The organism is Constrictibacter sp. MBR-5, assembly GCF_040549485.1.
GTDB lineage: Bacteria > Pseudomonadota > Alphaproteobacteria > JAJUGE01 > JAJUGE01 > Constrictibacter.
Map to the genome: position 1 here is coordinate 24732 of NZ_JBEPTK010000017.1, position 23231 is coordinate 47962.

The window sequence follows — 23231 nt, forward strand, 5'->3', positions numbered from 1 at the left end:
CCCATGCCAGTGATCGCGCGGGCGCCTCAGCAGCTTCACTGGCCTGTTCGCCTGGAGCGAACTGGGCCGCCTGAAGGCAGGGCACCAGTGAGCTGTTGCCCTTCATCGGCACCAGCTACGATGACATGCTCGCGGGCGATTCCGAAGCCAACCGGATCGACGGCGGTGCCGGAAACAACCTGATCAACGGCCATGCCGGCGATGACTGGATCGTCGGTGGAGCCGGCGCCGACCAGATGGATGGCGGCGACGGCATCGACACGGTCGACTACTCGACTTCGCCGGGCGCTGTGTTTGTCCGGCTATGGGCTGGTGATGGGCAATGGTCGGACGCGCAGGGAGATCGGCTGGCGCGGTTCGAGAACCTCATCGGCTCTGCCTTCGACGACATGCTGGCCGGTGATTCCGGAGCCAATCGGATCGAAGGCGGTGATGGCGACGACCTCATCAACGGCCATGCCGGGGATGACTGGCTGGTCGGCGGGGCGGGTGCAGACCGGCTCGACGGGGGTGCCGGTTTCGACACCGTCGATTATTCAGCCGCTCCGGGCGCTGTGTTCGTGCGCCTCTGGGCTGGGGACGGACAGTGGTCGGATGCCGCTGGCGACCGCCTGGCTGGCATCGAGGCAGTGATCGGCACCGCTCACGACGACGTCATAGCCGGAGGCGCTGGCAACGATACGTTGATCGGTGGTGCGGGTGACGACTTCCTATCGGGCCAAGCGGGCGATGATCGGCTGGAGGGCGGTGCCGGGAACGACACGCTCCTGGGTGGCGCGGGCAACGATGTCTTCGTCTTCGCCGATGGTGGCGGGAGTGACGTTGTGATGGATTTCGAGGTCGGGGATCGGCTGGATTTCTCGCAGGTATCGGGGATCACCAGTTTTGCCGACTTCCAGGCGGCTGCGGTCGAAGAAGTTGGCGGTTTCGGGATTCGCATCGACGATGGCGAGATCACGATTCAGGGGATATCGCTAGGTGCCTTTCAGGAGAGCAGCCTGATCTGGTGATCCGGCTACGACGGTTGGCTTGGGACAGGCGCGTGATGGTAGAAGGGGATTTGCCGGGCCAGGGTGGCCACCCGGGCCCCCCATCAATCCTTGTCACTCCGCTGCGGTCGCCAGCGGCACGAGCCGCTCGATCTCCGCAATGGCCTGGAATTCGGTCAGGTACTCCTGGCGGTGCTGCGACAGCCAGCGCACGACCCGCGCATTGTCGAGGAGCTTACGGAGGTATCCCCTGGTGACGGTCAGGTGCAGGTTGTCGATGCCATAGGTCTCCTCCACGGACTTTACCTGCGCCTGCAGGCTCGCCAGCTCCCGCTCGAGGCGCGCAATCTGTTCAGAGGTGACCGCCCTCTCGCCAGTCGGTTTCTTCTTTCGGGGGTCGACGATCTGGGCCTCGGGCGTCGCTGCCAGGATCGCCTTGGCGAACGTGACGCTATAGTTGTGTTGCCCCATCATCAGCTCGGCCGCCTCCATCTGGCGCATCGGCGCCATGCATCTGAGGACATCGAACGTCTTCGCCGGACAGGGCGTGTCCTTGAGGATCTCGACCGTGTCGGCGCCGATGCCATCAAGCATGCGAGTCCGCCTCCTGACCGCCGCGGCTTCGATCCCCAAGGCCTCCGCAATCAACTTCTCCGGCACCCCACGGTCGATGGCACGCAGGAGCATCCGGTGCTCCTGGATCGGGGCCAGCCGGTTGATCCGCTTGTTGTAGGTGTAGGTCTCGTCGTCGGTGGCGACCAGGCATTCCACCTCAGTGATATCGAGTTCCTTGAGCGCCTCGACCCTCAGGTGACCATCGAGCAGAAAATACCGGCCCCGATGATTGGGATCGGGGGTCACCACCGGCGCCTCCACAAGGCCAACGACGCGCACCGAAGTGAGGATCTGGGCGTATTTCCGGCTCTCCCTGGTGCCGGGCCGCAGGGTCTTTAGCGGTAGCAGACTTGCCACCGGGAGGAGGACGGTTTCGCGCTCGAAGCCGAGCATTACGCCCTTGCCGGTCTTGTCGTCCGTCATTTCCGGACCTCCCCGTCGATGCGCGCGGCGAGCGCCTTCGGCATGGCGGCGAGATCCTCGGCGCGCAGCAGCGTGGAGAATCCCTCATCCGCCAGAAGGTCCTTCATCGCCTCGACGACGAACAGCAGCCGTGCCTGCGCGAAATCTGCTTTGCGCGCCAGCAGGCGCTGCTTGTCGGCCTCCCGCTGATAGACGCGCAGCAGGTCGTCAGCCGTGAGGCGCTTCGATGCGGAACGGCGGCCCAGGCCCGTGTCCTTCACCGCCTTCTTTTGCCGAAGGCGCTGGTCGAGGATCCGGCGAATGGCGCCGATCTTCTTTCCCCGAACCTTGCCGCTCTCGTAAGCCTCCATCAGGATCGTCTGTGCTTCGTCACTCTCGGCCTGAACGATCTGGATCGCCATGGCGATCGGGATCAGGCCGCCCTCGACCGCCGCGACCAGCCGCTCCTCGCCGCGATCGAGAAGCGTAACGATGTGGTTGACCCAGCTTCGCGAGCAGCCGATCTTCTGGGCGATCTCGACATCGTTGTAACCGCGCCTCGCGAGGTTACCGATCTCGCCCATGAGATCGATCGGCCGGTGCTGCCGCCGGGCGATGTTCTCGACCAGGCTCATCATCAGACATTCCGTTTCCGGGACATCGATGACGATGGCCGGGATCTCCGTCTCTCCCAACATGCGGTAGGCTTCGAGCCGCCCCTCGCCGCAAACCAGATCGTAACGAGTGGACGTGTCGGTCTGCCGGCGGGTTACGGTGATTGGGCGCTTGAGCCCGATCGCCGCGATGTTGTCGACGATCTCGCGGTGCTGCCGACGATTGCGGGCGCGCGGATTGAGAACATAGATCGCGTCGACCGGGACCATCTCGATGGCCTGGGAGCGCAACGGAACGGTCATCATGCAGCCTCTCGAATGCGGACCGGTGTGGCGAGTTCGTTGAGGATGTCGAGCGTCTCGAAACGATAGGCGTCGAGGGAAAGCCCGTTCTCCTCGGCGAGCCGGATCTGCGTGCTCGCCACGTCGATCCTGGGGAACACATAAAAGTCGAGCGGTCGCCGATTGCGCGCGTCCATACGCACTGCGACCGTGATGTCGGGATCGAGGCCGGTATCGAAACGCAGCCGCCAGCGCAGTGCTCCGGCCGGCGTCTCCTTGCAGCGGGCAATGACGACGGACAGCGAGAACTCGCCGTTCACTTCGAGGAGGTCGCCTCCCTCGGTACTGCGCACCGCTGCGCCAGCTTCGGTAAGAAGCGTGACGATCTCGTCGACCATCTCCGGATGCAGCCGGCGGAGCGCCCGGTTGATCTCGATGTAGCGATAGTCACGGCGCGGCGTGTAGCCGACGAGATAGTAGGCGCGCAGGAGACTGCCGAAGCGGTGCCGATAGGCGCTGCTGGACGGCAGGTGGTCGGTCTCGTCGATGATCAGCCCCGACAGTTGGCCTTGCACCTCGAACAGGCGTCGCAGGCCCTTGAGAAGCTCGGCGTCGCTCAGCCGCTGCGAGCGCTCGGCGATGATCCTCTGGGCAGCCTCGAACTGCTTGCGATCGACGACCGGCTCGAACACACCGTCTGCGCGAATCCAGACGTCCGGGCTGTTGCGAACTCGCTTCTTCTTGAGCTTGAACGAGACCCGGTTCCAAACGTTGTCGCCGACATACTTCTCGTTGATCAGCACCTGATGCACGGTGCCGCGTGTCCAGGAACGGCCGAGGTCGGTGAGTACGCCGCAGGCGTTCAGGAGGTCGGCGATCTCGCGCTCAGGCTTGGCCTCCTGGACGAACGCACGATACATCCAGCGCACCGTCTCCACCTCCTCGGGCGCGCCGGGAACCAGCACCACGCGGTCGGTCTGGATGCTCTTGTGCTCGCCTCTGGAGAGTTCGCCCTTGGGCGCACCGCTCTGGTCGATCAGGCGACGACGGAGCGCATACCCGGCCGAGCCGCCCTGGCGATAGCCGTGTTCGATCAGGCGGCACTGGCCCATGAAGACCTTGGTCGACAGCTCCCGACTGTACTCGCCCGCCATCGCCCGCTTCACGCCCTTGACGATAGTCGACACCGGGCTGCCGTCGTTCTCGAACTGCTCGGCGCAGTACTGGACGAATATGCCAGCTCGTTTGCAGATGTACTCGTAATAGGCGCTCTCGTCGGCGTCCTGAAACCGGCCCCAGCGGCTCACGTCATAGACCAGGATGGTGGTGAAGTCCGCTTTGCCGCGCTCGACGTCCTCGATTAGCTGCTTGAGTGCGTTACGGCCGTCTAGGCGCAGCCCGCTCCGACCCTCGTCAGCGTAGGTGCGGACGATCTCCATACCGCGCCGCTCGGCGTATTGGCGGATGGCGTCGGCCTGATTCTCGGTCGAATATTGCTGGTGCTCCGTCGACATCCGGACGTACGCGGCGGCACGGACGCGGATAGCGCGCGTCTCCTCATTCCCGCCGTCACCAAGATAGTCCCCCATCCTGGTCCTTCCGCATCAGGGCCGATGCCCTGCGGTTGTTCGTTCGACATGCACGAGCGCTGAGGGGCGGCATCCGCCGTTCCTGAGGTCTCCGCCCGTCGATTGTAGATGCGGAGGGTCGGAAACATGTTTCCGAAAAAGGGCAAGGTTCTTTTAGGGCGACATGACCGAGAAAACGGCAGCACGGACTTTGCGGCAATCATCGCCGCGGCGCTGCAGACGGAGCTCGGCAACAGCCATCGGGCGACGAAGACCGTGATGCGCTGGACCGGCGCGAGCGAGCGCACCGTCAAGCACTGGCTGGCCGGCCGCCATGCACCGGGTGGCGAATATCTGATTGTCATCATGCGGGAATCAGATGCCGTCTTCGAGACGGTCCTGGCGGCGGCGGGTCGCCGCGACGCCATGATCGCCGCTCGGATGCTGGCCGCGCAGGGGACTATGGTCGAGGTGATGACGATGATCGAGCGGGAGCGCGAGCGGAGCGTCTACGAGACATCGTGGGCGGCCGATTCGGATGGAGCCGGTGGGCCGAGGACGGCGGATGACCGAGTAAATGACCCAATAAACGACCGAGTATGTGACGCTGTAAGCCTGCCACTGGATAACCTCAATCCACGGCAGCACTGGTATCGTCAAGCCTTGGCCTCGGGCCGTGACGTCCGCACGGCGGACCTTCAGCGGCGGTGGGGCGTGTCGGAGAAGACCGCCCGGCGCGACGTCGCCATCCTGAAGGCCCGCGGCATGATCGAATTCGTGGGGTCGTTCAAGACGGGCAGGTATCGGCTCCGTCAATAACAGCCCGTTGACGAAGTGCCGTTCAGTCCGCCGGGTGTGTGATGTCGATGGTGACGGCAACCACGGGCTGGATGCCGTCGGGGACGACAATCGCGACGATCCCACCATCAGATCCGCCTGACGCTCACGCTCCCGACCCAGCGCCATCTCGCACCCCACCAGCCTGCGAGGATAGCGAATCCGACAGACCCGACTTCGTCAACGGGCTGATAACAATGTCTCTTCCAGCGCAGACGCCGCTGGCGCTCAGCCCGGCATAGCGCTCGTCCAGGTCGAAGAAACCAGCCTGTCCCGCCCTGCCGAAGCCGCCCTCGCCGACCACCCAGAGGAATCAAAATCGCGCGCTGCAGCCAGCAGTTCGCAAGCCGTCCCCCTGCTGTCCCGTTCTGGCTATGAGTGAGCTTCAGCCCTGAGAAACAGGTTGCCATTTGGGAATGTTGCGGCTAGCGTCGAAAGCTGGACGGCACGCGATGCTACTTCTTAGGGCGTTTCGACATGAATGATTCGGCTGAGGCTGTCGTCACCGAAAGTAGTGATGATCGAGAAGCCTACACTTCCCCATGCATCCAGAAGCTCGGTCGGATCGCGACTATCGTGGAAGCCTCCAGCGGAAGCGGCACCGATGGGGGTATCTACGCGTCCTGAGGTGATGCACTGGGACCCGATGCTTTGTAGATTTCGCCTGTCTCCGGCAGATGATCGACGATTGCTAGGCCATGCTCATCCTTGATGGAATTGACGGACGACGCGTCCGGCCGGCGCTGCTGAAGGGGATAGCGGCTTTCAGGTGTCGCGGCTGAAATATGTCCGCTGCTTCGATTGAAACTGCGCCGGATAGTGCTCTCGAACATGGGGATCGTCGAACAAGATTCGTCCTGCACTCTCTACCCATGCATGACCTTCTATTCGGCCATTAATCTCCCGACAACCGATTTTCACTTCCGCCGGGTATCCGCTTCGGCGAAGATAAAACGTCGCCAGCAGTGCACGCCGCAAACACTTCCCTTCTCTGCCAAGAATCTTGTCGGTTACCAGACGGCACATTTGAATAATTGTCGTCTGCGGCAGATGGAGCCCTCCGTCATTGCGACGATCGAGCCAATCTGCTGTCCGGCGGTAACCGAGCGTTCTCAGGCGAAGCTCTATCATCGCAGCAATGTAGCACATACGGATCAGCAGTCGTCGCTGCGCCCGATCGAGCGTCCACAGCCTCCACATCGTCCGTGCCAATCGCACTGCTATCGCCTCGCCTGAAAACGCCGCCACCATCGTTTACGCCACCATCGTCTAACAGCCCGATTTTTTCAACGCCGCCGCAGAATTGACCCCATGTACGACTATCACCACTTTGCAATGCCGAAGAACGTGGTGGCCTCGGTCGGCCCGGATGTTGCGCTGGTGCTGAACATGGATTCAGACGAGGTCTATCAACTCGATCCAGTCTCGCAGGCTTTCTGGGAAGCGCTCGATACGCATGAGGGCGATGCGACTGCGGTCTTCCAAAGCCTTCTGGATCGGTTCGCTGTGAGCGAGGAAAGATTGCGGGCCGACCTCGATGCGCTCGTCACCTCGCTGGTTTCCGAAGGCTTGCTGCATGCCGAGTAGTCCTGCCCGGCCGGAGACAGCAGGAAAGGAACCGCACCAACGCGCATCCGAGACCGAGAGATCCTATTGCGCGCTGGGATATCGTATTCGCGCCAATGTCGCCCTCGAGGGCCTGCCTGCCGCCGAACCGGCGTCGGCGTGCGGCGATCCGGTTTCCCTTCGCTTCGTTCGGGAGGATGTCGCGTGGCCGCCGGTCGACGTTGGCGCGACGTTCCACCCCGAATGCGATCTCGCGGAGCCGCTTCAGGCAAACGCGCTGGTTCTCGCGGACAGAGGAGCGCGCGTCTGGGATTGGTACACCGCGTTCGACGACCTGCCCATGACCAGGGTCCGCTGCGACCTCGCCGAGCGTACGATCACAATGTCCTGCGGCGAGAACCTCGACAGATTTCGCGTGTCATACCACCTCGTAAGCCCCGTCCTTCCATACTGGGCGAGACGCGACGGACGCCTCGGCCTGCATGCCGCAGTGATCGCCGTTGATGGTACGGCAGTCGTCATCCTGGGCGACAAGAGCATGGGCAAGTCCACGCTTTGCGCAGCTTTCCTTAAGCGCGGACACGCCATCTGGTCGGATGATATCGCGGTAATCACCCCCGATTTGCATTCCGTCTACCGCGGGAGCGGTATGTTGCGGACGAGCGAAGCCACGGCCCGGGTGATCTTCGGTGACGACGTGCTACTGCGAAAGTGCAGTTTCTCGAAACATGTCATGGATACGGGCCCGGCGAGCGTATCGGGCGAGACAGAAGCGATCCCGATCGCCGCGATCTTTCACCTGTCGCCGTTCTCTGAGGATCCGTCTTCGAGGATTATTCGCCTTCACGATCCGCTCGCGAGAATGGCGGTGCTTCGGAATCTCGGCTCGACGGCATTTCCCGCCCCCCGACCATCCGCGCAAGCGAATTCCTCGCGGCGACGGCGCTGGCCGGCGCCATACCGGTCTTCACGGTGATGCGGCCGCGAAACCTTGCCGTCCTGCCCGATACGGTCGAACAGGTCCTCCATTTCGCCAGGGAAATGGAGGGGGCGCATGTCGAATAAGGGATTTGGGTCGCAACTCGACGGCTGCCTGTGGTGGGACGCTGGTCGCCAGCGCAAAACCAAGATTGCCGGCTACGCCGCGGCGCGCGATGCCTTCCAGACCAATCGGTACTTCCTTTCGGGTAAACGATCACAGAGGCAGGACCCGGCAGCCGGCCCCCTAGCGCTGCTGCGAGAGTTCTGCCGACACTGGCAGTCGAGGTGGGTGCAGGCCTACACTTCGCACCCCGAAGTCGGCCCGATAGCCAAGGCCGCAATTCGCAAGAGGCAGGGAAGCGCGTTCGAGGCACGGAATGTCGCGATGATCCATCGTCGCGTCGGCGAGAGACTGGCGTGCTTGCCAGTTGCCAGGAACTTCGACCTCAATGGTGACTTCGCGAGGCCGCTGAGTTTCCTGCTGGCCGCCGAACTCTTGGGTGTAACCCTCCAGCCGGATCTATGCCACCAGGCGGCAGGAATCGGTGTGGTGCAGATTGCGCAGGAATTGGCACCTGAAGACAAGCTTCCGGCCTATCGTGCGCTGCAATCTCTTCACCGTGCGTTGCACGGCTGCGTCGAGAGCGGCGCGCTCGAGCCCGATGGATTGATGCGGAGGTTTCTCGATATCGAGGCTGAACACGGTCTCGATCGCGACTTCAGCCTGATGAGCGCGGCAAATTTCCTGGCGGGCTCGGTCACGCTGGGCACGGCTATGGCGCTTTGCCTGGACCGGATCACGACGTCGGACCACCTTACCCTGCTGGCCCAAACTGGCGACGACATGCTTCCGGCGATTGTCGACGAAATCCTGCGTCTCTATCCGCCTGCACGAAACATTCGATTGATGACTCAGGCTACGGAAACGGCGGAACCCGAACTCCTCTTCTTCAGCGTTGCGCGGGCCAATACCGATCCGGCCGCTTTCCCTAAGCCCGACCAAATGGCATTCGACCGGGTCGGCCCGCCGCACCTGTCATTTGGCAGCGGCGCGCACATTTGCGACGGCGTGCGACTGGTGCGGCTGACGCTCAAGGTAGCCCTGCCTACGATCCTCAACCGGATGCACGGGCTCGAGGTGAGGGAAACCGGACCGATGGAATTCACCGCACGTTTCGATCGTCTCGCGTCGCCACCGGCACAGTAGTCGAACGCCGAACGTGCAACAGACGCTCGCCACCGTCATCGACGTGATCCGCCCGGTCTGGGATGGCGTTATTCCTCGTGACGTGATCGCCGATGCTCGCCGGATCGCTAGCGAGTTGCCGCCGGTTGCCAAAGGCGGCTTCGAGTTCGATCTCCTCTCCCCTCTGTCATCCGTCGATGTACTGCAGTGTTTCGACGTCGCGGACGACGGCATGAGGGCGCTTGATACCTACTTGGGACAGCGCCCCGCGACGACCAGCGCAACATGGGCATATCTTGCCAGGTTGGTGGGCGACCTGCTGAACCCGCTACGACCTTGGCACCGTACTGTCGAAAGCGTCTGGCTGGAGATTGATGCAGAGAGGTTCACGCCTGGCAACTGGGAACCTTCCGTCTTCCTCGAATTCTCGCGCAACGCGCCGCCGTCCACGGAGGACCTGATCGAAGCTCTCTCGGCGATGCCGCTTCGCGATTTCGCCCGGAAGGCAGAGGCCGTTCAAGAAGTCGCGGAGCTCCTTTCCGATAACGCCTGGATTTCACATCTCGGCGCGATGTTGGCCCGCGAAGACACGCCGTTGCGGATCAACATCAAGCGGCTCTGCGCGCCTGCGTGCGCAGGTCTCTTGTCCCGGCTCTCTATCGCTGGCGATGCGTCGCGTGTGGTCGAGATCTTCGATGATGCTTATCGCTCGACCTTGTGCATCGATGTCACGGATCGGATTCTGCCCCGTGCGGGTGCCGAGTACCAGTTTACGTCACCGCCGGCGCGGGAATTGGGGTGGAGGAGCCTTGCCGAGCGCGCCACTCAACGGGTCATGGAGCGCGCGCCCTGGTCCGTCATGGAGCAGTGGAACGCAGAGCTCACGCCGCTCTCGGCGGTGGATACATGGCCGGACACGATGATCCTTTCCGACCTTGCCGGCGGTGAGGATCGACAACTCGTCCTGCAGGTCATCCCAAGCCACATCAAGATCACCTACCCGGGCGACTATCGTATCGGCGCCAAAGGTTATGTCGGGTTTCAGCCGCGCTCCCGACCTCTTCCGTCTCCTCGCGACGTTGAACGCGCTTCCGCACCCCCACCCGCTTCGGAAAGCCCAAGCGCGGCGAACGGCCTATCCATGCGTGACGCAATGGACCGCGGGCTCGAATTTCTTCTCGAGGCGCGGTGCCAGAACGGCCTGTGGCGCGATTTCGAATTTGCATGCATGCATAGCGACGAATGGATCACAGGCTATGTAGGCGCGCAAATGCTCAATAGCGGATGCGCTAAGGCGGCCGAAGCTGCTCGTGAGGCATGGGCCACGCTTCGAGCTCGGCGTTCTGCCGGCGCCGGATGGGGATACCAGAAGTCCACTCCCCCGGATGCAGACAGTACGGCTTGGGTTCTGGCGCTGGCACGGGATCTGGGCGAAACGGACGCTCACGTAACCCGCGGGCTTGCCTTTCTCGCGGCCCACCGGGGAAGCCGTGGCTTTCGCACCTATGATCCCGATATGCTGCTCAAGCTGGACGAAGCCCTGCCCGACACGGCAGCGCACAGGAAATGGCACGACGAACAGGTGGAGATTACCGCATCCGCGGCACGTGCCGGTCTCGAGATAGCGGTTCAGGATCTCCTGCGCGCGCAGCGTAACGACGGCTCATGGGAAGGCTTCTGGATCGACGGCAGCGAGTATGTCACTGGTCTAGCGGTCGAGGCGCTGCGGCGCTCCGGCAGAGCTATCGGCGATCAGGCGATAGGCCGGGCAGGCTCCTGGGCTCGTGCGAGAATGGCGAGGGAGAGCAACAGCTTCAAGCTTGCCTGGCTGCTGCGCAGGCCGGTCGAGGGTTCAGGCGAGAATCTGTTTTCCGATGAGGTCTTCCGCGCCGCTATCACACGGCTCCTTCGGTTGCAGCAGGAGGACGGGTCATGGCCTGCCAGCGGCATCATGAAGGTCCCCTTGCCGTCGGAGGCCGGCGATAGCGTCGAGATGGCGGATTTTCCCGATTGCCACCGCGTCTTCACCACAAGCACCGTGGTCGGGACGCTCGGACGACTTCTGGCGGCGCCTGGTTGAAGCTTTCGCTATGTCGGTACAAGCAGCAATGAAGTATCTTGATCAGATGGCTCGCGGGGATCGGCCGCCCTGAGCCACAGGACATTGCCGGACACCTCGACCTCACTCCCCTTATAGCCCGCGCACGCGACGCCCATCATGAATTTTCCGACGACGACCTGAGAAAAGCCTTCATTCAAAGGCGCAGGCTCGCCCTTTTCGCCAGCAAGGCAAGGTCAGGTTGAGGTCCATCGAAGAGGGCGGGGTTTGTCGGAGCAAATGTGATCGATCGAACCGCGATCAGCTGATCGACTAGACTAGATCAAGTCCGGCGAAACGTTCTGGGTGAAATTTGTAGATTGCGCCCATTATCGACGAGGAACGCGCTCCAACCCATTTGGTCGCCGTCCAGCGCGACGCCTGCTCCATCGCCGAGCGCACCCTTGTGTCAAACGGCGTTCAAAGCTGTTCACGCCCGCATTGGCGAGGCTCTCGCGCGCCAGCTCCAGGAGGGTCATGCCGCGGTACTGGCGCGCGGCGTCCTCCAGCGCGAAGAGCGTCGGGCTGTAGCGGTGCAGGAGCGCGTTCGCCACCGCATCGCGGCGGGTGACCCGCTCGTCCCTGCCGCCGAGCGGCACCGAGACATGCGGGAAGGTGCGCGTCTCCTCGGATTTCTCCGCGACCTTGTCGAGGATCACGCGTCGCGCCTCGTCGATCGAGACGCCGCGCTTCACCAGGTCCTCGGCGAAGCCGCGTTCGAGGCTCAGCCGCCCGGCGAGATCGTAGATCGTCGACACCCGGTCGCGCTCGACGTCGCGTGCGCGGGTCACCAGCGCCTCGGTATCCTCGGGGCGGGCGGCGGTTGCCGGCTGCGGCGGCACCGGCGTCCGATCCTTCGTCTGGGTGCGGGTGTCGTTCGCGGGTTCGTTCCGGTCGGTCACCGTCGTTGCCTCCTCTGTCTCGGCCGTCACGACCGTCCCGGTCGTCTGGTCGGCGTTCCTGGTCGCCGGGCTCGTCGTCGCATCCGTCATCGGGCTGGCTCCTGTCGTGGTAGAGGGCGCGTCCCGGCGATGAAGGACGCAGTCATGAAGCGGGGATCGGCTGCGGAAGCCGGCGGCGGGGTCGGCGCCGACCGCCACGGCAGAGACCTCGAACGGCGTCCAGTCGACCGCCCGCCAGAGCTCCCGCCCGCCTTCGGGCTTCGAGACCTCGAAGCGGTGGACCTGATAGCCGATCGAGACCGCGCGGATGTGCCCGGCCTGGATATCGCGCCAGATCGGCTCCACTTCCGCACGCTCCGACAGCCGCACGCGTGCAACGCCCCGTCCGTTCTCGATCCGCGCTGAGCCCGGCACGACCGATCCGATCACCGCATCGAGCTCGGCCAGTTCGTGCACTTTCAGGAAGGGTGCGCCGGCGTTGAGGCGGTCGAGCCGCACATGCGCCGGATCGAGGCTGAGCTCCTCGTCGTAGGGCTCGCCGAACAGCGTCATCCGCCGGACGCGGGCGCCGGCCGACCAGACCACTTCGACGGTGCGCTCGCCCACATCCGCGGAGTTCGGCGCAAGCTCCGCCGACCGGCGCAGGGCCGGTAGTTCGATCGTCGTGTCCAATGGGTCAGTCCTCGGCGTGAGGTCACGGTGCGCCCAACGCGTCTCAGACAAGGTGTCTGGCCGCCTGTAGCTTCCGGCGCTTTTTGTGCAAGAATTCCCCCTTCAGAAGTCGGAGGGAGGATGACTTCAGGGGTGAAGACAAGCGACCTCATCGCCGGGTCGCGTTCGACAGGGCTCCAGCAGATGCTCGGAAAGAAGCGATGGCCGGTGTTCCAGGACTATCTGGATGACCTTGGTCACGGGTGGTGGGCCATCAAGTCCAGCTGATCGACGTAGGTTTTCCCGCAAAACCCTCTGTATCGATGAACCGTCGATGATCGAGGGGTTAGACTGTCGATGATTCTGTCGGCCAATAGGGGTGCTCCATCGAACAGAGGAGCAATCCGATGCCGACTCCCTTCCCCTCGCGCCAGGCAGCCCCGACGAGCTGGACCGGCACTGCGAGGATCAAGGCCAACACCTCGGACGCGGAATGGCGCTGCACGCGCTGTAACAAGCTGCTCGGCGTCTGCCGGGACGGCCGCATGCACCTGCGCTTCGGCCGGGAGCACGAGTATTTCGTGGGCTTCCCCGTCGTGGCGACCTGCCGCGGCTGCGGCGCGCTGAACCAAGCGGCCGCTCCCACGCGCTGAGGCGCTCCCCCTCCCGATCCCCTGAAATCGCAGAGACGCATGACGTCCTGACCTGGCCACGAGAAGGCGCCGGACGCCTGGCCGCAAGGCAGGCGTCCGATGTCCTACGCGTGGCATGAGATCCGCGACCACCTCATGCGAACCTCCTCCACCCTCCGCTTCCAGCGCAGCTTCGACACGCTCCGGCAAGCGAACGATCTTCTCGCACCGTTCCACGATCCGGCGGCGATGCTCGACGCGTTGCACCACGGGCCGGACGGCCCGGACCGGAAGAACCTCATTCTCACGGCACTGGTCGAGGCGGCGCAGAACGACGAGCCCGCGTCCGATTGCGCCCTGACGGCACTGTTACTGGCGCTCTGGCCCGGCCTGGATGCCATCCGGCGCCGGTTGATCTGGCGCAGGCCCGGCTCGGCGGACGACATCGCAGCCGATCTGTTGGCTCGGACCACCGAGGCGGTCCGCGGCATCAACCTGGAGCGCGTCAATCGTATCGCTGCAACGGTTCTCCGGAACATCGAGCGCGACATGATCCGGGCACGCCAGCGCGAGGCGGAGCGCGAAAGCGTCACGAAAAGCATCGGGTCCGACGACATGCTCGCCGATCGGGCTGGGCTGCATCCCACGGGAGCTGACGCGCACCTGCACGCCGATATCCGGCGGCTGATCGGCGCGGATGCGACGCTCGTGATCCGCGTAGCGGTCGAGGGCTTTTCGCAGGCCGAGGCCGCCGTCGAGATCGGCCTGTCCGAGGCGGCAACCCGCAAGCGCTACCAGCGCGCGACGCGGAAGCTGCGCGACGTCCTCCAAGAAATTGCTGACCCAGTGTCCCAATCCGCAGGCGTCGGTGGCTTTTGGAATGTGAACGCCTTGAAGCGCTCCACTCCGATTGAAGGCAGCGTCGCATGAACCACTCCTCCGATCCCTCGCCCGACGACCTCAAGCGGCTGCCGGGCCTCTACCGGCGCTGGGAACTGACCGAGGTCTTCGTGCCGAACAGGTTCTACCGGATCGAGAATGCCGGCACGCATACCGACGGTACGCCGCTCCTTGCGGTCTATGTCGGCGATTCCGCCTCCGTTGGCTCGGAGGCCGCCTGATGCGCATTCCCGCCTGCTTCATCCGACAGAGCAGCGACATGCCAGAGACGCCGGATCATCTCGCCCGTCTTCGTCAGGTGCACTACGGCCTGGAGGACCTCCCCGAGACGATTCACGTCCCGCAGCACCCGAGCCGCGACGCCGGCGCTCTGCTGGCGATCGACCGGGCGAAGATCGACGACGTCGCCTTCGCCATCATTGCCGCCGAGCGGGACAGCGCGGCTGCATACCGCCGCTGCTCGGCACTCCAGCGGCTTTACAAGCTCGCGCGGGAGGCCGGCGGCACGGGCACCGATCCGGCGGTGGAAGCTGCTCTGCGTCGCGAGCGGGATTGATGGCGGCCGAGGCCACCGCGCCTGTCTCCGCCGAGATCCGGGCGCACGTCGAGATGCTGCACCAGCTGGCCCACCCGCTGAGCGGCAGCGGGCAGCTGGTGGTCGCAAGCTATGGCGAGGATCCCGACGGCACCAACCCCAGGACCGGCAAGACCGGGGCGCCGATCTCGGCAGCGGTTGAACATTTCCGGATCGGCGACGTCGACGGAATGGTCGCAGCCGTGGTGCGCCTCGGCCGGGATCGGTACCGGAACGTCTACATCCCGCTCGCGGTCCTGCGTTCCGATCTTTCTCGCGGCAAGAAGGGCCAGGAAGAGGACGTGATCGGCGTACTGGGCTTCGTCATCGACGACGACCCGGACCGCGACAAAGGGGCCACCGAACTGCTGCTGCCGGCGAACTACGTCCTGCAGACGTCGGTGACGCCGCAGGCGAACCGCCAGCACTTCTATCTGCTCGACGAGATCCTCGGTGGCGAGGCGGCGAAGCCGATCGCGGCAGCACTGACCGAATTCCACGGCACCGACCACGGCTCGAAGGATCTCAGTCACGTCTGGCGCGTGCCGGGCTGCCTGAACTGGCCGAACGCGAAGAAGGTGCACCGGTTCGGCCGTCCGCGGGAGCCGCAACTCGTGACCGTCCTGCAGCCGTGGGACGGGTCGCTCACCGCCGTCGGTGATCTCAGGGCGGCGCTCGATGCGCACGCACTCTCGGACCGTGCCGGATCCATGGGTCGCGATCGGAGGCTGGACACCGACCCGACGACCCAGACGCATAACGCGCGCTCGCCGCATCCGGACCGGCCGGAAGTGCCCCCGGAACTGACCGACAGGTTCGCAGCCCTTCCGGGCTGGCTGCGACACAAGATCATCCGCGGCCGGCCCGAAGGCGAGCGATCCCGCGCCCTGTTCGACGTGATCGCCAATCTGCACCGGGAAGGCTGGACCAGGCAGGAGATCCAGACCGTGATTGCTGCCCACCCGAACGGGATCGGCGCCAAGTATGCCGATCGCGGTGATCTCGACCGTGAGATCGACCGGGTGCTGCAGAGGTGCACGCCCGCGAGCGACGCGCCCGTGGACTGGCCGGACCATTGGAGAGACGGCGCCGAAGGCGGTGGCGGCGATGGCGACGATGGCCCTGCACCGGTTGGCTTCACCGAGGACGCGCTCGCCGATGCGTTTGCCGACCGGCACCAGGAGGGCTGGCGCTACGTCGCACCCTGGGGGCAGTGGCTGACCTGGAGCGGCGCAGTCTGGCGCCGCGAGAATACGCTGCAGGCCTTCGACCTGGCGCGTCGCATCTGCCGCGAGGCGGCGGTGTGCGCAGAGACGGCAAAGATTCGGACGAAGCTCTCGACCGCCGCCACCGTTGCGGCAGTCGAGCGGCTAGCCCGCTCCGATCGCCGGCACGCCAGCACGACCGAGATCTGGGACGGTGATCCCTGGTCGATCAACACGCCCGCCGGAATCGTCGATCTCCGGTCCGGCGCCAGCGGCCGGCACGATCCCCAGCGCTACATGACGAAGCTCGCCGGCGCGGCACCCGGAGGTGATTGTCCGATCTGGATGGCGTTCCTCGAAACGCTCAGCGGCGGCGACCGCGACCTGCAGGCCTACCTCCAGCGGATGGCAGGTTATTGCCTGACAGGTGTCACGACAGAGCACGCGCTCTTCTTCTTCTACGGTACCGGAGCGAACGGCAAATCGGTCTTCGCGAACACACTCACCGCGATCATGGGCGACTACGCCACCGCCGCCGCGATGGACATGTTCATGGCGACGCACGGCGACCGCCACCCGACCGATATGGCCGGGCTTCGTGGCGCACGTATGGTCACATCGATAGAGACCGAACAGGGCAGCCGCTGGGCCGAGAGCAAGCTGAAGGCGCTCACGGGGGGCGACAGGATCACGGCGCGCTTCATGCGCCAGGACTTCTTCGAGTTCACGCCGCAGTTCAAGCTGCTGGTCGTCGGCAACCACAAGCCCTCAATCCGCAACGTCGACGAGGCGATGCGTCGGCGCCTGCACATGGTGCCGTTCACGGTCACCATCCCGCCGGCCAAGCGCGACAAGAGCCTCTCCGACCGTCTCCTCGCCGAGCGCGACGGCATCTTCGCCTGGGCGCTTGCCGGCTGCCTCGAATGGCAGCGCACCGGCCTCCGGCCGCCTGCCGCCGTGATGGCGGCGACCGAGGACTACTTCGAGGCCGAGGACGCAGTAGGACGCTGGATCGAGGAGCGCTGCACCGTCGGGCCAAGTCGGAGCGCGACCTCCGCCATGCTCTACGGCGACTGGAAAGCCTGGGCGGAAGCCAATGGCGAATACGCGGGCTCGCAGAAGCGATTCAGCGAGTCCCTCACCACCCGCGGATACGAGCGGCGAAACACCAACTCGGCCCGCGGATTCCGCGGGATCGGGCTTCGCGACTGCAATTCTGACCTGCATCCCGGAGGATGAAATTGCCTTTAGAACCAGTGCACGTGACGGATGTGACGGATCATCCCCTTATAACCGTCTCGCGCGCGCGCATGCGCGCGTGTGGCGGGGATAAGGAACAACCCGTCACATCCGCAACGTCCGTCACCAGGAGGATGGGCGGCTGGCCCGACGCGCTGCTCGCGCTCGCCTTCTCCGGCCGGCTGATGGCGGCGGCCCGCGCGTGCGGCATCAGTCCCGCCGTGTCCAACGGAGGTGTCGCATGACGTGGCACCCGAGAGGCTATGGCGGCAGGCGCCGCGATCCCGAGCAGATCAAGCGCGACGGCTGGCGCGAGCAGGGCCTGCTCGCCGTGGCGGCGAACGACGATCGGCTGACCTGGCTGGAGCGCGAGCTCGTCCGCCAGCTCGGCGAGAAGCTCTATGGCCCGAGCCGCCGCATCACGGAGGCGCACGATGTCTGACCAGGACTGGACCGCCGAGGCCGTCGCCGACCACTTCGCGGAGGCGTTCCGCACGCTGCGCAAGCTGCCCCCGGTCAGGGTGCAGGGGTACTTCAACCGCTGGCCGGAGATCGTGCGCAGCAGCCGGGAGATCGCCGCCATGGAGCCCCAGCCGATGCGGATCTGGCCTTCGACGGCGGCCATCGCCCGGCTCGAACAGACGTTCGACTGGGTGCACTGGATCGACGTCGACGAGCGCAAGGTCGTCTGGTCGCGCGCCGCGCGCGTGCCATGGAAGCTGATCAGCTATGAGCTCGGCTGCGACCGCACGACCGCCTGGCGGCGCTGGCAGCTGGCGCTCACCAAGATCGCGGCACGGCTGAATGCCCAGTGAGTCCAATGTGTAGCAACACTTTTTCGTTCGACACCCGCAACATCGCCGGGCTATCCGTTGGGCAATATCGGGAGAGTGCGCCTCGGGGCTCGCTCTCCCGTTTGCGTTGAGGCGGACCACGCTGCGGCATCGCGCACGGGGAGTTCGCGGGTCCTTCCTGGCGCCGGTCGTAAGCGGGAGGACCCAGCGCGGCATATCGCCAGCGTCAGGGCGGATTTTTTGGGAAGCCACCCCGGAATCCACCCGTCCGATAGACGCCCAAAGCCGCAGAAACCCGCCACTTTCCGGGTGGACTCCGGTGGACTCCAGCTGGACTCCGGGATCCACCTGGATCCACTCGGCGGAGTCCACCACGGAAGCCGCGCCGGACGCTGCCTCGCCTCGCACCGATCCGACCCACCGCGACAGCGCGGTCCATGTTGCAGGCTACCCCAGCCTCCTCGCCGGACCGACGGAGTGATGGTCAAGCAAGGCCGTACTTCCGCGCGCGCGCCACAAAGGCGTCGTAGCCGATGAACTTCTCGAAGGCCGGCGCCTGATCGCGAACACGCGGCCCCTCATCGGCATCCGCGGTCTGCCGGAAGGCGGCGAGCGCCGCTTCCACGGCCTGATAGGCGGCGAAGAGAGTGAAGCCGTAGTAAAGTACCAGGTTCGCACCCGCAGCCTTCTCGTCGGCAACACTGAAGCCGCGCTTATCGGTGACGACTACCCTGCCCGGGATCTGGCTACGTACGGCCTTCAGGTCGCTGGGCAGCATCCCGGCGGGAAAGACCATATCCGCACCTGCCTCGACAAAGGCCTGCATCCGCCGCACGGCCTCGCCGACGTCCTTCTGCGCCAGAACGGCATCCGTCCGTGCGATGATGAGGAAGTTCGGATCCTGGCGGGCGTCCACGGCTGCGCGGATCTTCTGAAGCATCGTGTCCAGCGGGGCGAGGACCTGCGGCACGTCGGCATGCTTCCCGAATTCCTGGTCCTCGATGTGGATACCTGCAACACCGGCGCGCTCGAACGCCTCGACCGTCCGCCAGATATTCGCAGCGTTCGCAAAGCCGTTCTCGGCGTCCGCAATCACCGGAACACCGACCGCCGCCGCCACAGTCGCAGCCCTCCGGACCAGATCGTCACGCGTCAGAATGCCCACGTCCGGAAGGCCGAGTTCGCTGGCTGCGGTGGCGTAGCTGCCGATGTAGGCGACGGGGAAGCCCGCCCGCTCGATCAGCTTGGCGCTGACGGCGTCATAGGCGCCGGGGGCGACAAGGGTATCGCCGGTATCGAGCGCGGCTCGAAGCGTGCGGCGGTGCTGTTGCGCGTTCATCGGATCTCTCGTTTGCCAGGGCGAGGTGGCGACAGACGCCGATTATGCCTTCCATGCCCCCTGCGCATGAGATGCCTCTCCTCGCTGCCGCGTGCGCGACGAGCGAGCCGGAGATATTGCTGAAGGAGTGCGGCAGCGATCTTCGGCATATCCGCAAGATCGTCACCGACTCGTCGCGCCTCGTCTCCGCGTCGCCGTCTATCCGGTCGTCGGCCGCTGGCTGGGAGGCGTGCAATCCGTCTCGACCGGCGTCGTCGTCTCGATTCTGGGACGCCCGGAATGGCTGGTGGAGATCGACATCATCGCAGCGAAGCCGGACGTTGCAGCCACCGCGTGACGAGGCTCGATGCGGTTGGGGGACACACAACATTGCACGTCCCCCAACCACGACAATGTCCGACGCGCCGACGCCGGTGCATCCTACTCCGCGGCCATCGCCTGCTTCGGCGGGCGCCCGCGGCGCGCAGGCTTAGACGGAGCAGCAGCCGCCGCCTTGCTGGCCCGGCCCTTCTGGCCGAGCCCGATGCGCTTGGCCATGTCGGAGCGCGCCTGGGCATAGTCCGCTGCGACCATCGGGTAATCGGAACTCAGCCCGAACGTCGTGCGGTACTGATCCGGCGTCATCCCATGCGACGTCGCGATGTGCCGCTTCAGCGTCTTCTGGTGCTTGCCGCACACGAGGCAGACGAGATGGTCGGGGGCCACCGACTTGCGCACCGGGACCGCCGGCGTGATCTGCTCTGGCTCCGGCGCCGCCTGCTCGCGCACGAACGAGGACGACACACCCTTGATGAGGGTCGGCAGGTCGGCAGTGGGCAGGGAGTTGTTGGCAACGAAGGCGGACACGATCTGCGCGGTCAGCTCCGCCAGCTTGGTCTCGGTCAATTTGTCGGTAACGGCGTCATCGGACATAAAGACTTCCACTCGATCAAAATCAGCAACCATCACTGCCGCAGATAGGTTAGCCATGAGCAGCTGCAACAGCGGCCCACCCGCCAAAGTGAAATAAAGGTTACCGAATCGTCTCTAGACGATGTGGAGGGCGACAGACCCGACGAAGTACGCCGCGACATCAGGCCGGCGGCGCAGGATCGGGGTGCTATGTCGTGAAGCTACACGATCCGGTAGACCCGCCCGCGGCCCTCGACCTTCTCAGAGGTGACGTCGAGCTGCAGCTTCCTCTTCAGCGCCCCGGCAATCGCGCCCCGCACCGTGTGGCTCTGCCAGCCGGTCGCCGCGACCACCTCCTCGATGGTGGCGCCCTCGTCCCGGCGCAGCATGTTAATCAGCAGCGCCTGCTTCGTACCAGTGCGGGGCGGCTTCGCTTTCGGCGCATCATCCGAGGAAGGTGCCTCGGGTTGCTCGACCTCGATACCGATGGCTGCCAGCCCCTGCTGGCTGATGCGCTCGCCATCGTCGGCCTTCTCGGCCAGTCCCCGCGTCACGAGGGCGTTGACCACCTTGAGCGCCGCACCGCCCTTCAGGCTCGCCGGGAGCGGCTGGAGCGAACGGTCGGCGCGCTGTGCGGCGGCAGCGAGGACGAGGCGCTGGGTATCGGTGAGGTTGCTCATGGTCGTCTCCGGGTTTGGGGGTCCGCACGATCGCGTCCCTGCTACGACCCGGAGCCCCCGGCCGCGGACGGCGCAGGGGCGGTGCGGGAGGGGTGTCGGCGTCAGTCCGCCAGCGGCGCCTCGAAGTGCCCGACGAAGCCGGTGAGGTAGGGCAGGCCGCGCGGGATTCCGGTGTCGCGCTCCGTCTGCCGCCCGATGCGCCAGCCCATCCAGCGCATCACCGCCGCGTCGATCGCCGCCGCCAATTCCAGCCCGGCGTGCAGCCCGTTCGCCACGTCGTCGGCGAAGTGCCGGCCGTGCCGGCTGTCGAGGAAGTCCCGCACCGCCTCCTGCGAAAAGCCCGTGGCGCGCCCGACCGCCGCCAGCGCCAGCGCCCAGGCCTCCCCCTGGTCCGCATGCCCGCGCAGGGTGGCGAAGAAACCCCAGCCCTCGTTCTCGCTCGCCAGGATCGTCGTGGTCATCGTCGCGCTCCCCTCTGCGGCTCGCCGCCGCGTCGAAGACACTGATCGCTCTACTGCGAAGCCATAGCCACTCAATTAGAACGGGTAATCCGATATTGATCCGGCCAGCGCACACGGCTCCTGGCATTGGAGAGGAGGATCGCGGGTCGGTATCCGCCGCCGTTCCGGAACATCGCGGATCTGGTCGAGGCGATGAACCCGAAGACTGCGGCATTCTTCCTCGCCTTCGTCCCCCAATTCGTCGAACCGGCTAAGGGCGACGTCGCGCTCCAGTTCATGGTGCTGGGCTTGGTGTCAGTCACGCTCAACGCCCTCGCCGACATAGTGGTCGCATTCGCAGCGGGACGTGTTCGCGAAGGGGCCGCATCGCGCCCGGGAGTGATTCGACGACTGCGGGAAGCCTCCGGCGGCCTGATGATCGCGCTGGGTGTCGGATTGGCGGTGCGCCATCGCCGGACCGACGCAGCCAGACATCGATCATCTTATTGGGCAGGCCTGATAAAGTAATGGCGCTCCGTCTGTGCATTTTTTCGCAGTCATCGTAGTAGATAGCAGATACGCGCAGATCGCATTGATTGACAACCCGCAGGCCTTGCCCTAGAGATATTGCAGATAGGAGAGGGGGCGGGGAAGTCATATAGCTGTGGCCTTTGCCTCATGGGACCGGAGGCGCCCATCTTATCTTACAACCGCGTATTCCCTAGGGGGGTATCGATGCAGGCTGAGGCCCGCACATCCGCGGATATCCGCCATTCCGGCGCTTCGGGAACCTCGGCAAAGACGTCGATACAGTCGACCAACTCCGGAGACGGACGCCTGACCGGCGCCGATCTCGCGGTCGAACAGCGTTCGGTCGGCTACCTTATTCCCTACGCGTGCAACGCCCGCACCCATTCCGAGAAGCAACTCGCCGAGATCGCCGCCTCTATCCACGCCTTCGGCTGGACCAATCCCATCCTGGTCGACGGCGAGAACGTGTCATCGCCGGGCACGAGCGCCTGCTGGCGGCGCGCAAGCTGGGGCTGGCCCAGCCGAAGGCACCGTGCCGGTGATCGAGCTGGCGGGCCTCAGCGAGGCGGAGCGCCGTGCCTACATCCTCGCCGACAATCGCCTCGCCCTGAACGCCGGCTGGGACCAGGATCTGCTCGCGGCAGAGGTGGCAGACCTCGATGCACTGGGTGTGGATCTCTCGCTCGCCGGGTTTGCCGAGAGCGAGATCGGCACGCTGCTCGACCACTTCCGCCAGGGCGGCTCGTTCGCCGACGAGGCCCCTGCCCCGCCTGTGGATCCGGTCAGTCGTGCGGGCGACCTCTGGTGCCTGGGTGAGCACCGGCTGCTGTGCGGCGATGCACTGAAGTCGGAGGACGTGCAGCGGGTGCTGGGCGGGGTCGCTGGCCGACATGGTCTTCACGGATCCGCCCGACAACGTCGACCACAGGGTGTCGGCAAGCGCCGCATCGCCAACGACGCGCTGGGCGACGGCTTCGGCGCCTTCCTGCAGACCGCCTGTGCGGCGTTCGTGCCGCTGACCAAGGGCGCCATCTACATCTGCATGAGTTCGCCCGCATTCGCCGCGCTGAAGGCCTGCTTGGGGCTGCAGGTGGACGCTGTCGACCTTCGTCATCTGGACGAAGCGACAGGACCGGGTGCGGCGCGGATCGAGGTCCAGTTCCCGGCTCTAGCGGGTGCAGCGGGTTGGGCCAACTTCGGCGGGAAGACGATACGGAACCTCAGGTGCGCCGCGGTGCTTCTGATGGCGTGAGCCCGTAGCGCAACGGATCTGCCGCGTCACCGTACGCATGCGACATTGCCCCCAGCGATGATG

At 65.1% G+C, this 23231-nt stretch carries 24 protein-coding genes; 15 read left to right on the forward strand and 9 right to left on the reverse strand.

The window, feature by feature from the left end:
• The first annotated feature begins 95 nt into the window (after window positions 1-95).
• Window positions 96-1010, forward strand: coding sequence for a calcium-binding protein (locus ABIE65_RS23580; protein WP_354081202.1), 915 nt, complete (start codon window positions 96-98; stop codon window positions 1008-1010).
• Window positions 1011-1103: 93 nt separating this feature from the next.
• Here ABIE65_RS23580 and ABIE65_RS23585 read toward each other — a convergent pair whose 3' ends face one another.
• Genes ABIE65_RS23585 through ABIE65_RS23595 form a run of 3 tightly spaced genes read right to left on the reverse strand, consistent with a single transcriptional unit; the run spans window position 1104 to window position 4491 of the window.
• Complete coding sequence (locus ABIE65_RS23585; protein WP_354081203.1) at window positions 1104-2027, reverse strand: plasmid partitioning protein RepB C-terminal domain-containing protein; 924 nt, start codon at window positions 2025-2027, stop codon at window positions 1104-1106.
• Entirely contained in the window at window positions 2024-2923 is a 900-nt protein-coding gene (locus ABIE65_RS23590) for a plasmid partitioning protein RepB C-terminal domain-containing protein (RefSeq protein WP_354081204.1), read from the reverse strand. The genes ABIE65_RS23585 and ABIE65_RS23590 overlap by 4 nt, the downstream gene beginning before the upstream one ends.
• Entirely contained in the window at window positions 2923-4491 is a 1569-nt protein-coding gene (locus ABIE65_RS23595; RefSeq protein WP_354081205.1) for a recombinase family protein, read from the reverse strand. The genes ABIE65_RS23590 and ABIE65_RS23595 overlap by 1 nt, the downstream gene beginning before the upstream one ends.
• A gap of 126 nt (window positions 4492-4617) precedes the next feature.
• On the opposite strand from ABIE65_RS23595, the gene ABIE65_RS23600 reads away from it, so the two are divergent.
• A complete protein-coding gene (locus ABIE65_RS23600) occupies window positions 4618-5289 on the forward strand; it encodes a DeoR family transcriptional regulator (protein ID WP_354081206.1) in 672 nt (223 codons plus the stop codon).
• Window positions 5290-6072: 783 nt separating this feature from the next.
• Here the strand turns inward: ABIE65_RS23600 and ABIE65_RS23605 are convergent.
• Complete coding sequence (locus ABIE65_RS23605) at window positions 6073-6558, reverse strand: lasso peptide biosynthesis B2 protein (RefSeq protein WP_354081207.1); 486 nt, start codon at window positions 6556-6558, stop codon at window positions 6073-6075.
• 60 nt (window positions 6559-6618) lie between these two features.
• Between ABIE65_RS23605 and ABIE65_RS23610 the strand changes: the two genes are divergently transcribed.
• From ABIE65_RS23610 to ABIE65_RS23625, 4 genes are all read left to right on the forward strand, one after another.
• Window positions 6619-6894, forward strand: a complete 276-nt coding sequence (locus ABIE65_RS23610) for a PqqD family protein (protein WP_354081209.1) — start codon at window positions 6619-6621, stop codon at window positions 6892-6894.
• Window positions 6884-7849 (forward strand): hypothetical protein, encoded by a 966-nt coding sequence (locus ABIE65_RS23615; RefSeq protein WP_354081211.1) that lies wholly within the window; start codon window positions 6884-6886, stop codon window positions 7847-7849. The genes ABIE65_RS23610 and ABIE65_RS23615 overlap by 11 nt, the downstream gene beginning before the upstream one ends.
• A gap of 78 nt (window positions 7850-7927) precedes the next feature.
• Complete coding sequence (locus ABIE65_RS23620; protein ID WP_354081213.1) at window positions 7928-9061, forward strand: cytochrome P450; 1134 nt, start codon at window positions 7928-7930, stop codon at window positions 9059-9061.
• A gap of 13 nt (window positions 9062-9074) precedes the next feature.
• Window positions 9075-11120 (forward strand): hypothetical protein, encoded by a 2046-nt coding sequence (locus tag ABIE65_RS23625; RefSeq protein WP_354081215.1) that lies wholly within the window; start codon window positions 9075-9077, stop codon window positions 11118-11120.
• A gap of 347 nt (window positions 11121-11467) precedes the next feature.
• On the opposite strand, the gene ABIE65_RS23630 is transcribed toward ABIE65_RS23625, so the two are convergent.
• Entirely contained in the window at window positions 11468-12712 is a 1245-nt protein-coding gene (locus ABIE65_RS23630) for an HK97 family phage prohead protease (protein WP_354081217.1), read from the reverse strand.
• Between the two features lie 386 nt (window positions 12713-13098).
• On the opposite strand from ABIE65_RS23630, the gene ABIE65_RS23635 reads away from it, so the two are divergent.
• The 7 genes from ABIE65_RS23635 to ABIE65_RS23665 all read left to right on the forward strand — a co-directional run bounded on the left by ABIE65_RS23635 (window position 13099) and on the right by ABIE65_RS23665 (window position 18056).
• Window positions 13099-13344 (forward strand): hypothetical protein, encoded by a 246-nt coding sequence (locus ABIE65_RS23635; RefSeq protein ID WP_354081219.1) that lies wholly within the window; start codon window positions 13099-13101, stop codon window positions 13342-13344.
• 99 nt (window positions 13345-13443) lie between these two features.
• A complete protein-coding gene (locus tag ABIE65_RS23640; protein WP_354081221.1) occupies window positions 13444-14253 on the forward strand; it encodes an RNA polymerase sigma factor in 810 nt (269 codons plus the stop codon).
• Entirely contained in the window at window positions 14250-14444 is a 195-nt protein-coding gene (locus ABIE65_RS23645; RefSeq protein WP_354081223.1) for a hypothetical protein, read from the forward strand. The genes ABIE65_RS23640 and ABIE65_RS23645 overlap by 4 nt, the downstream gene beginning before the upstream one ends.
• Window positions 14444-14779: a hypothetical protein gene (locus ABIE65_RS23650; RefSeq protein ID WP_354081225.1), complete on the forward strand. Its 336-nt coding sequence runs from the start codon at window positions 14444-14446 to the stop codon at window positions 14777-14779. The genes ABIE65_RS23645 and ABIE65_RS23650 overlap by 1 nt, the downstream gene beginning before the upstream one ends.
• A complete protein-coding gene (locus ABIE65_RS23655) occupies window positions 14779-17241 on the forward strand; it encodes a phage/plasmid primase, P4 family (RefSeq protein WP_354081227.1) in 2463 nt (820 codons plus the stop codon). Before ABIE65_RS23650 ends, ABIE65_RS23655 begins: the two co-directional genes overlap by 1 nt.
• Before the next feature lie 241 nt (window positions 17242-17482).
• Window positions 17483-17683 carry a hypothetical protein gene (locus ABIE65_RS23660; protein ID WP_354081229.1) on the forward strand — a complete coding sequence of 67 codons (201 nt, stop codon included), beginning with the start codon at window positions 17483-17485 and terminating at the stop codon, window positions 17681-17683.
• Window positions 17676-18056, forward strand: a complete 381-nt coding sequence (locus tag ABIE65_RS23665) for a DUF6362 family protein (RefSeq protein ID WP_354081231.1) — start codon at window positions 17676-17678, stop codon at window positions 18054-18056. The genes ABIE65_RS23660 and ABIE65_RS23665 overlap by 8 nt, the downstream gene beginning before the upstream one ends.
• Before the next feature lie 463 nt (window positions 18057-18519).
• On the opposite strand, the gene ABIE65_RS23670 is transcribed toward ABIE65_RS23665, so the two are convergent.
• The 4 genes from ABIE65_RS23670 to ABIE65_RS23685 all read right to left on the reverse strand — a co-directional run bounded on the left by ABIE65_RS23670 (window position 18520) and on the right by ABIE65_RS23685 (window position 21406).
• Window positions 18520-19374, reverse strand: a complete 855-nt coding sequence (locus ABIE65_RS23670) for an isocitrate lyase/PEP mutase family protein (RefSeq protein ID WP_354081233.1) — start codon at window positions 19372-19374, stop codon at window positions 18520-18522.
• Between the two features lie 420 nt (window positions 19375-19794).
• A complete protein-coding gene (locus tag ABIE65_RS23675; RefSeq protein ID WP_354081235.1) occupies window positions 19795-20355 on the reverse strand; it encodes a Ros/MucR family transcriptional regulator in 561 nt (186 codons plus the stop codon).
• A 131-nt stretch (window positions 20356-20486) separates the two neighbouring features.
• Window positions 20487-20945, reverse strand: coding sequence for a DUF3489 domain-containing protein (locus ABIE65_RS23680; protein ID WP_354081237.1), 459 nt, complete (start codon window positions 20943-20945; stop codon window positions 20487-20489).
• Between the two features lie 101 nt (window positions 20946-21046).
• Window positions 21047-21406, reverse strand: coding sequence for a hypothetical protein (locus ABIE65_RS23685; protein ID WP_354081239.1), 360 nt, complete (start codon window positions 21404-21406; stop codon window positions 21047-21049).
• Between the two features lie 192 nt (window positions 21407-21598).
• Here ABIE65_RS23685 and ABIE65_RS23690 point away from each other — a divergent pair, with 192 nt between their 5' ends.
• Window positions 21599-21913: a LysE family translocator gene (locus ABIE65_RS23690; protein WP_354081241.1), complete on the forward strand. Its 315-nt coding sequence runs from the start codon at window positions 21599-21601 to the stop codon at window positions 21911-21913.
• Window positions 21914-22448: 535 nt separating this feature from the next.
• Window positions 22449-23168 carry a ParB N-terminal domain-containing protein gene (locus tag ABIE65_RS23695; RefSeq protein ID WP_354081243.1) on the forward strand — a complete coding sequence of 240 codons (720 nt, stop codon included), beginning with the start codon at window positions 22449-22451 and terminating at the stop codon, window positions 23166-23168.
• Window positions 23169-23231: the final 63 nt, after the last annotated feature.

Bases quoted from the DNA above. Each gene is read 5' to 3' on its own strand.
- ABIE65_RS23585 (WP_354081203.1), bottom strand. From the start codon at position 2,027: ATGACGGACGACAAGACCGGCAAGGGCGTAATGCTCGGCTTCGAGCGC.
- ABIE65_RS23590 (WP_354081204.1), bottom strand. From the start codon at position 2,923: ATGACCGTTCCGTTGCGCTCCCAGGCCATCGAGATGGTCCCGGTCGAC.
- ABIE65_RS23595 (WP_354081205.1), bottom strand. From the start codon at position 4,491: ATGGGGGACTATCTTGGTGACGGCGGGAATGAGGAGACGCGCGCTATC.
- ABIE65_RS23600 (WP_354081206.1), top strand. From the start codon at position 4,618: ATGTTTCCGAAAAAGGGCAAGGTTCTTTTAGGGCGACATGACCGAGAA.
- ABIE65_RS23605 (WP_354081207.1), bottom strand. From the start codon at position 6,558: ATGGTGGCGGCGTTTTCAGGCGAGGCGATAGCAGTGCGATTGGCACGG.
- ABIE65_RS23610 (WP_354081209.1), top strand. From the start codon at position 6,619: ATGTACGACTATCACCACTTTGCAATGCCGAAGAACGTGGTGGCCTCG.
- ABIE65_RS23615 (WP_354081211.1), top strand. From the start codon at position 6,884: ATGCCGAGTAGTCCTGCCCGGCCGGAGACAGCAGGAAAGGAACCGCAC.
- ABIE65_RS23620 (WP_354081213.1), top strand. From the start codon at position 7,928: ATGTCGAATAAGGGATTTGGGTCGCAACTCGACGGCTGCCTGTGGTGG.
- ABIE65_RS23635 (WP_354081219.1), top strand. From the start codon at position 13,099: ATGCCGACTCCCTTCCCCTCGCGCCAGGCAGCCCCGACGAGCTGGACC.
- ABIE65_RS23640 (WP_354081221.1), top strand. From the start codon at position 13,444: ATGTCCTACGCGTGGCATGAGATCCGCGACCACCTCATGCGAACCTCC.
- ABIE65_RS23645 (WP_354081223.1), top strand. From the start codon at position 14,250: ATGAACCACTCCTCCGATCCCTCGCCCGACGACCTCAAGCGGCTGCCG.
- ABIE65_RS23650 (WP_354081225.1), top strand. From the start codon at position 14,444: ATGCGCATTCCCGCCTGCTTCATCCGACAGAGCAGCGACATGCCAGAG.
- ABIE65_RS23655 (WP_354081227.1), top strand. From the start codon at position 14,779: ATGGCGGCCGAGGCCACCGCGCCTGTCTCCGCCGAGATCCGGGCGCAC.
- ABIE65_RS23660 (WP_354081229.1), top strand. From the start codon at position 17,483: ATGACGTGGCACCCGAGAGGCTATGGCGGCAGGCGCCGCGATCCCGAG.
- ABIE65_RS23665 (WP_354081231.1), top strand. From the start codon at position 17,676: ATGTCTGACCAGGACTGGACCGCCGAGGCCGTCGCCGACCACTTCGCG.
- ABIE65_RS23670 (WP_354081233.1), bottom strand. From the start codon at position 19,374: ATGAACGCGCAACAGCACCGCCGCACGCTTCGAGCCGCGCTCGATACC.
- ABIE65_RS23680 (WP_354081237.1), bottom strand. From the start codon at position 20,945: ATGAGCAACCTCACCGATACCCAGCGCCTCGTCCTCGCTGCCGCCGCA.
- ABIE65_RS23685 (WP_354081239.1), bottom strand. From the start codon at position 21,406: ATGACCACGACGATCCTGGCGAGCGAGAACGAGGGCTGGGGTTTCTTC.
- ABIE65_RS23690 (WP_354081241.1), top strand. From the start codon at position 21,599: ATGAACCCGAAGACTGCGGCATTCTTCCTCGCCTTCGTCCCCCAATTC.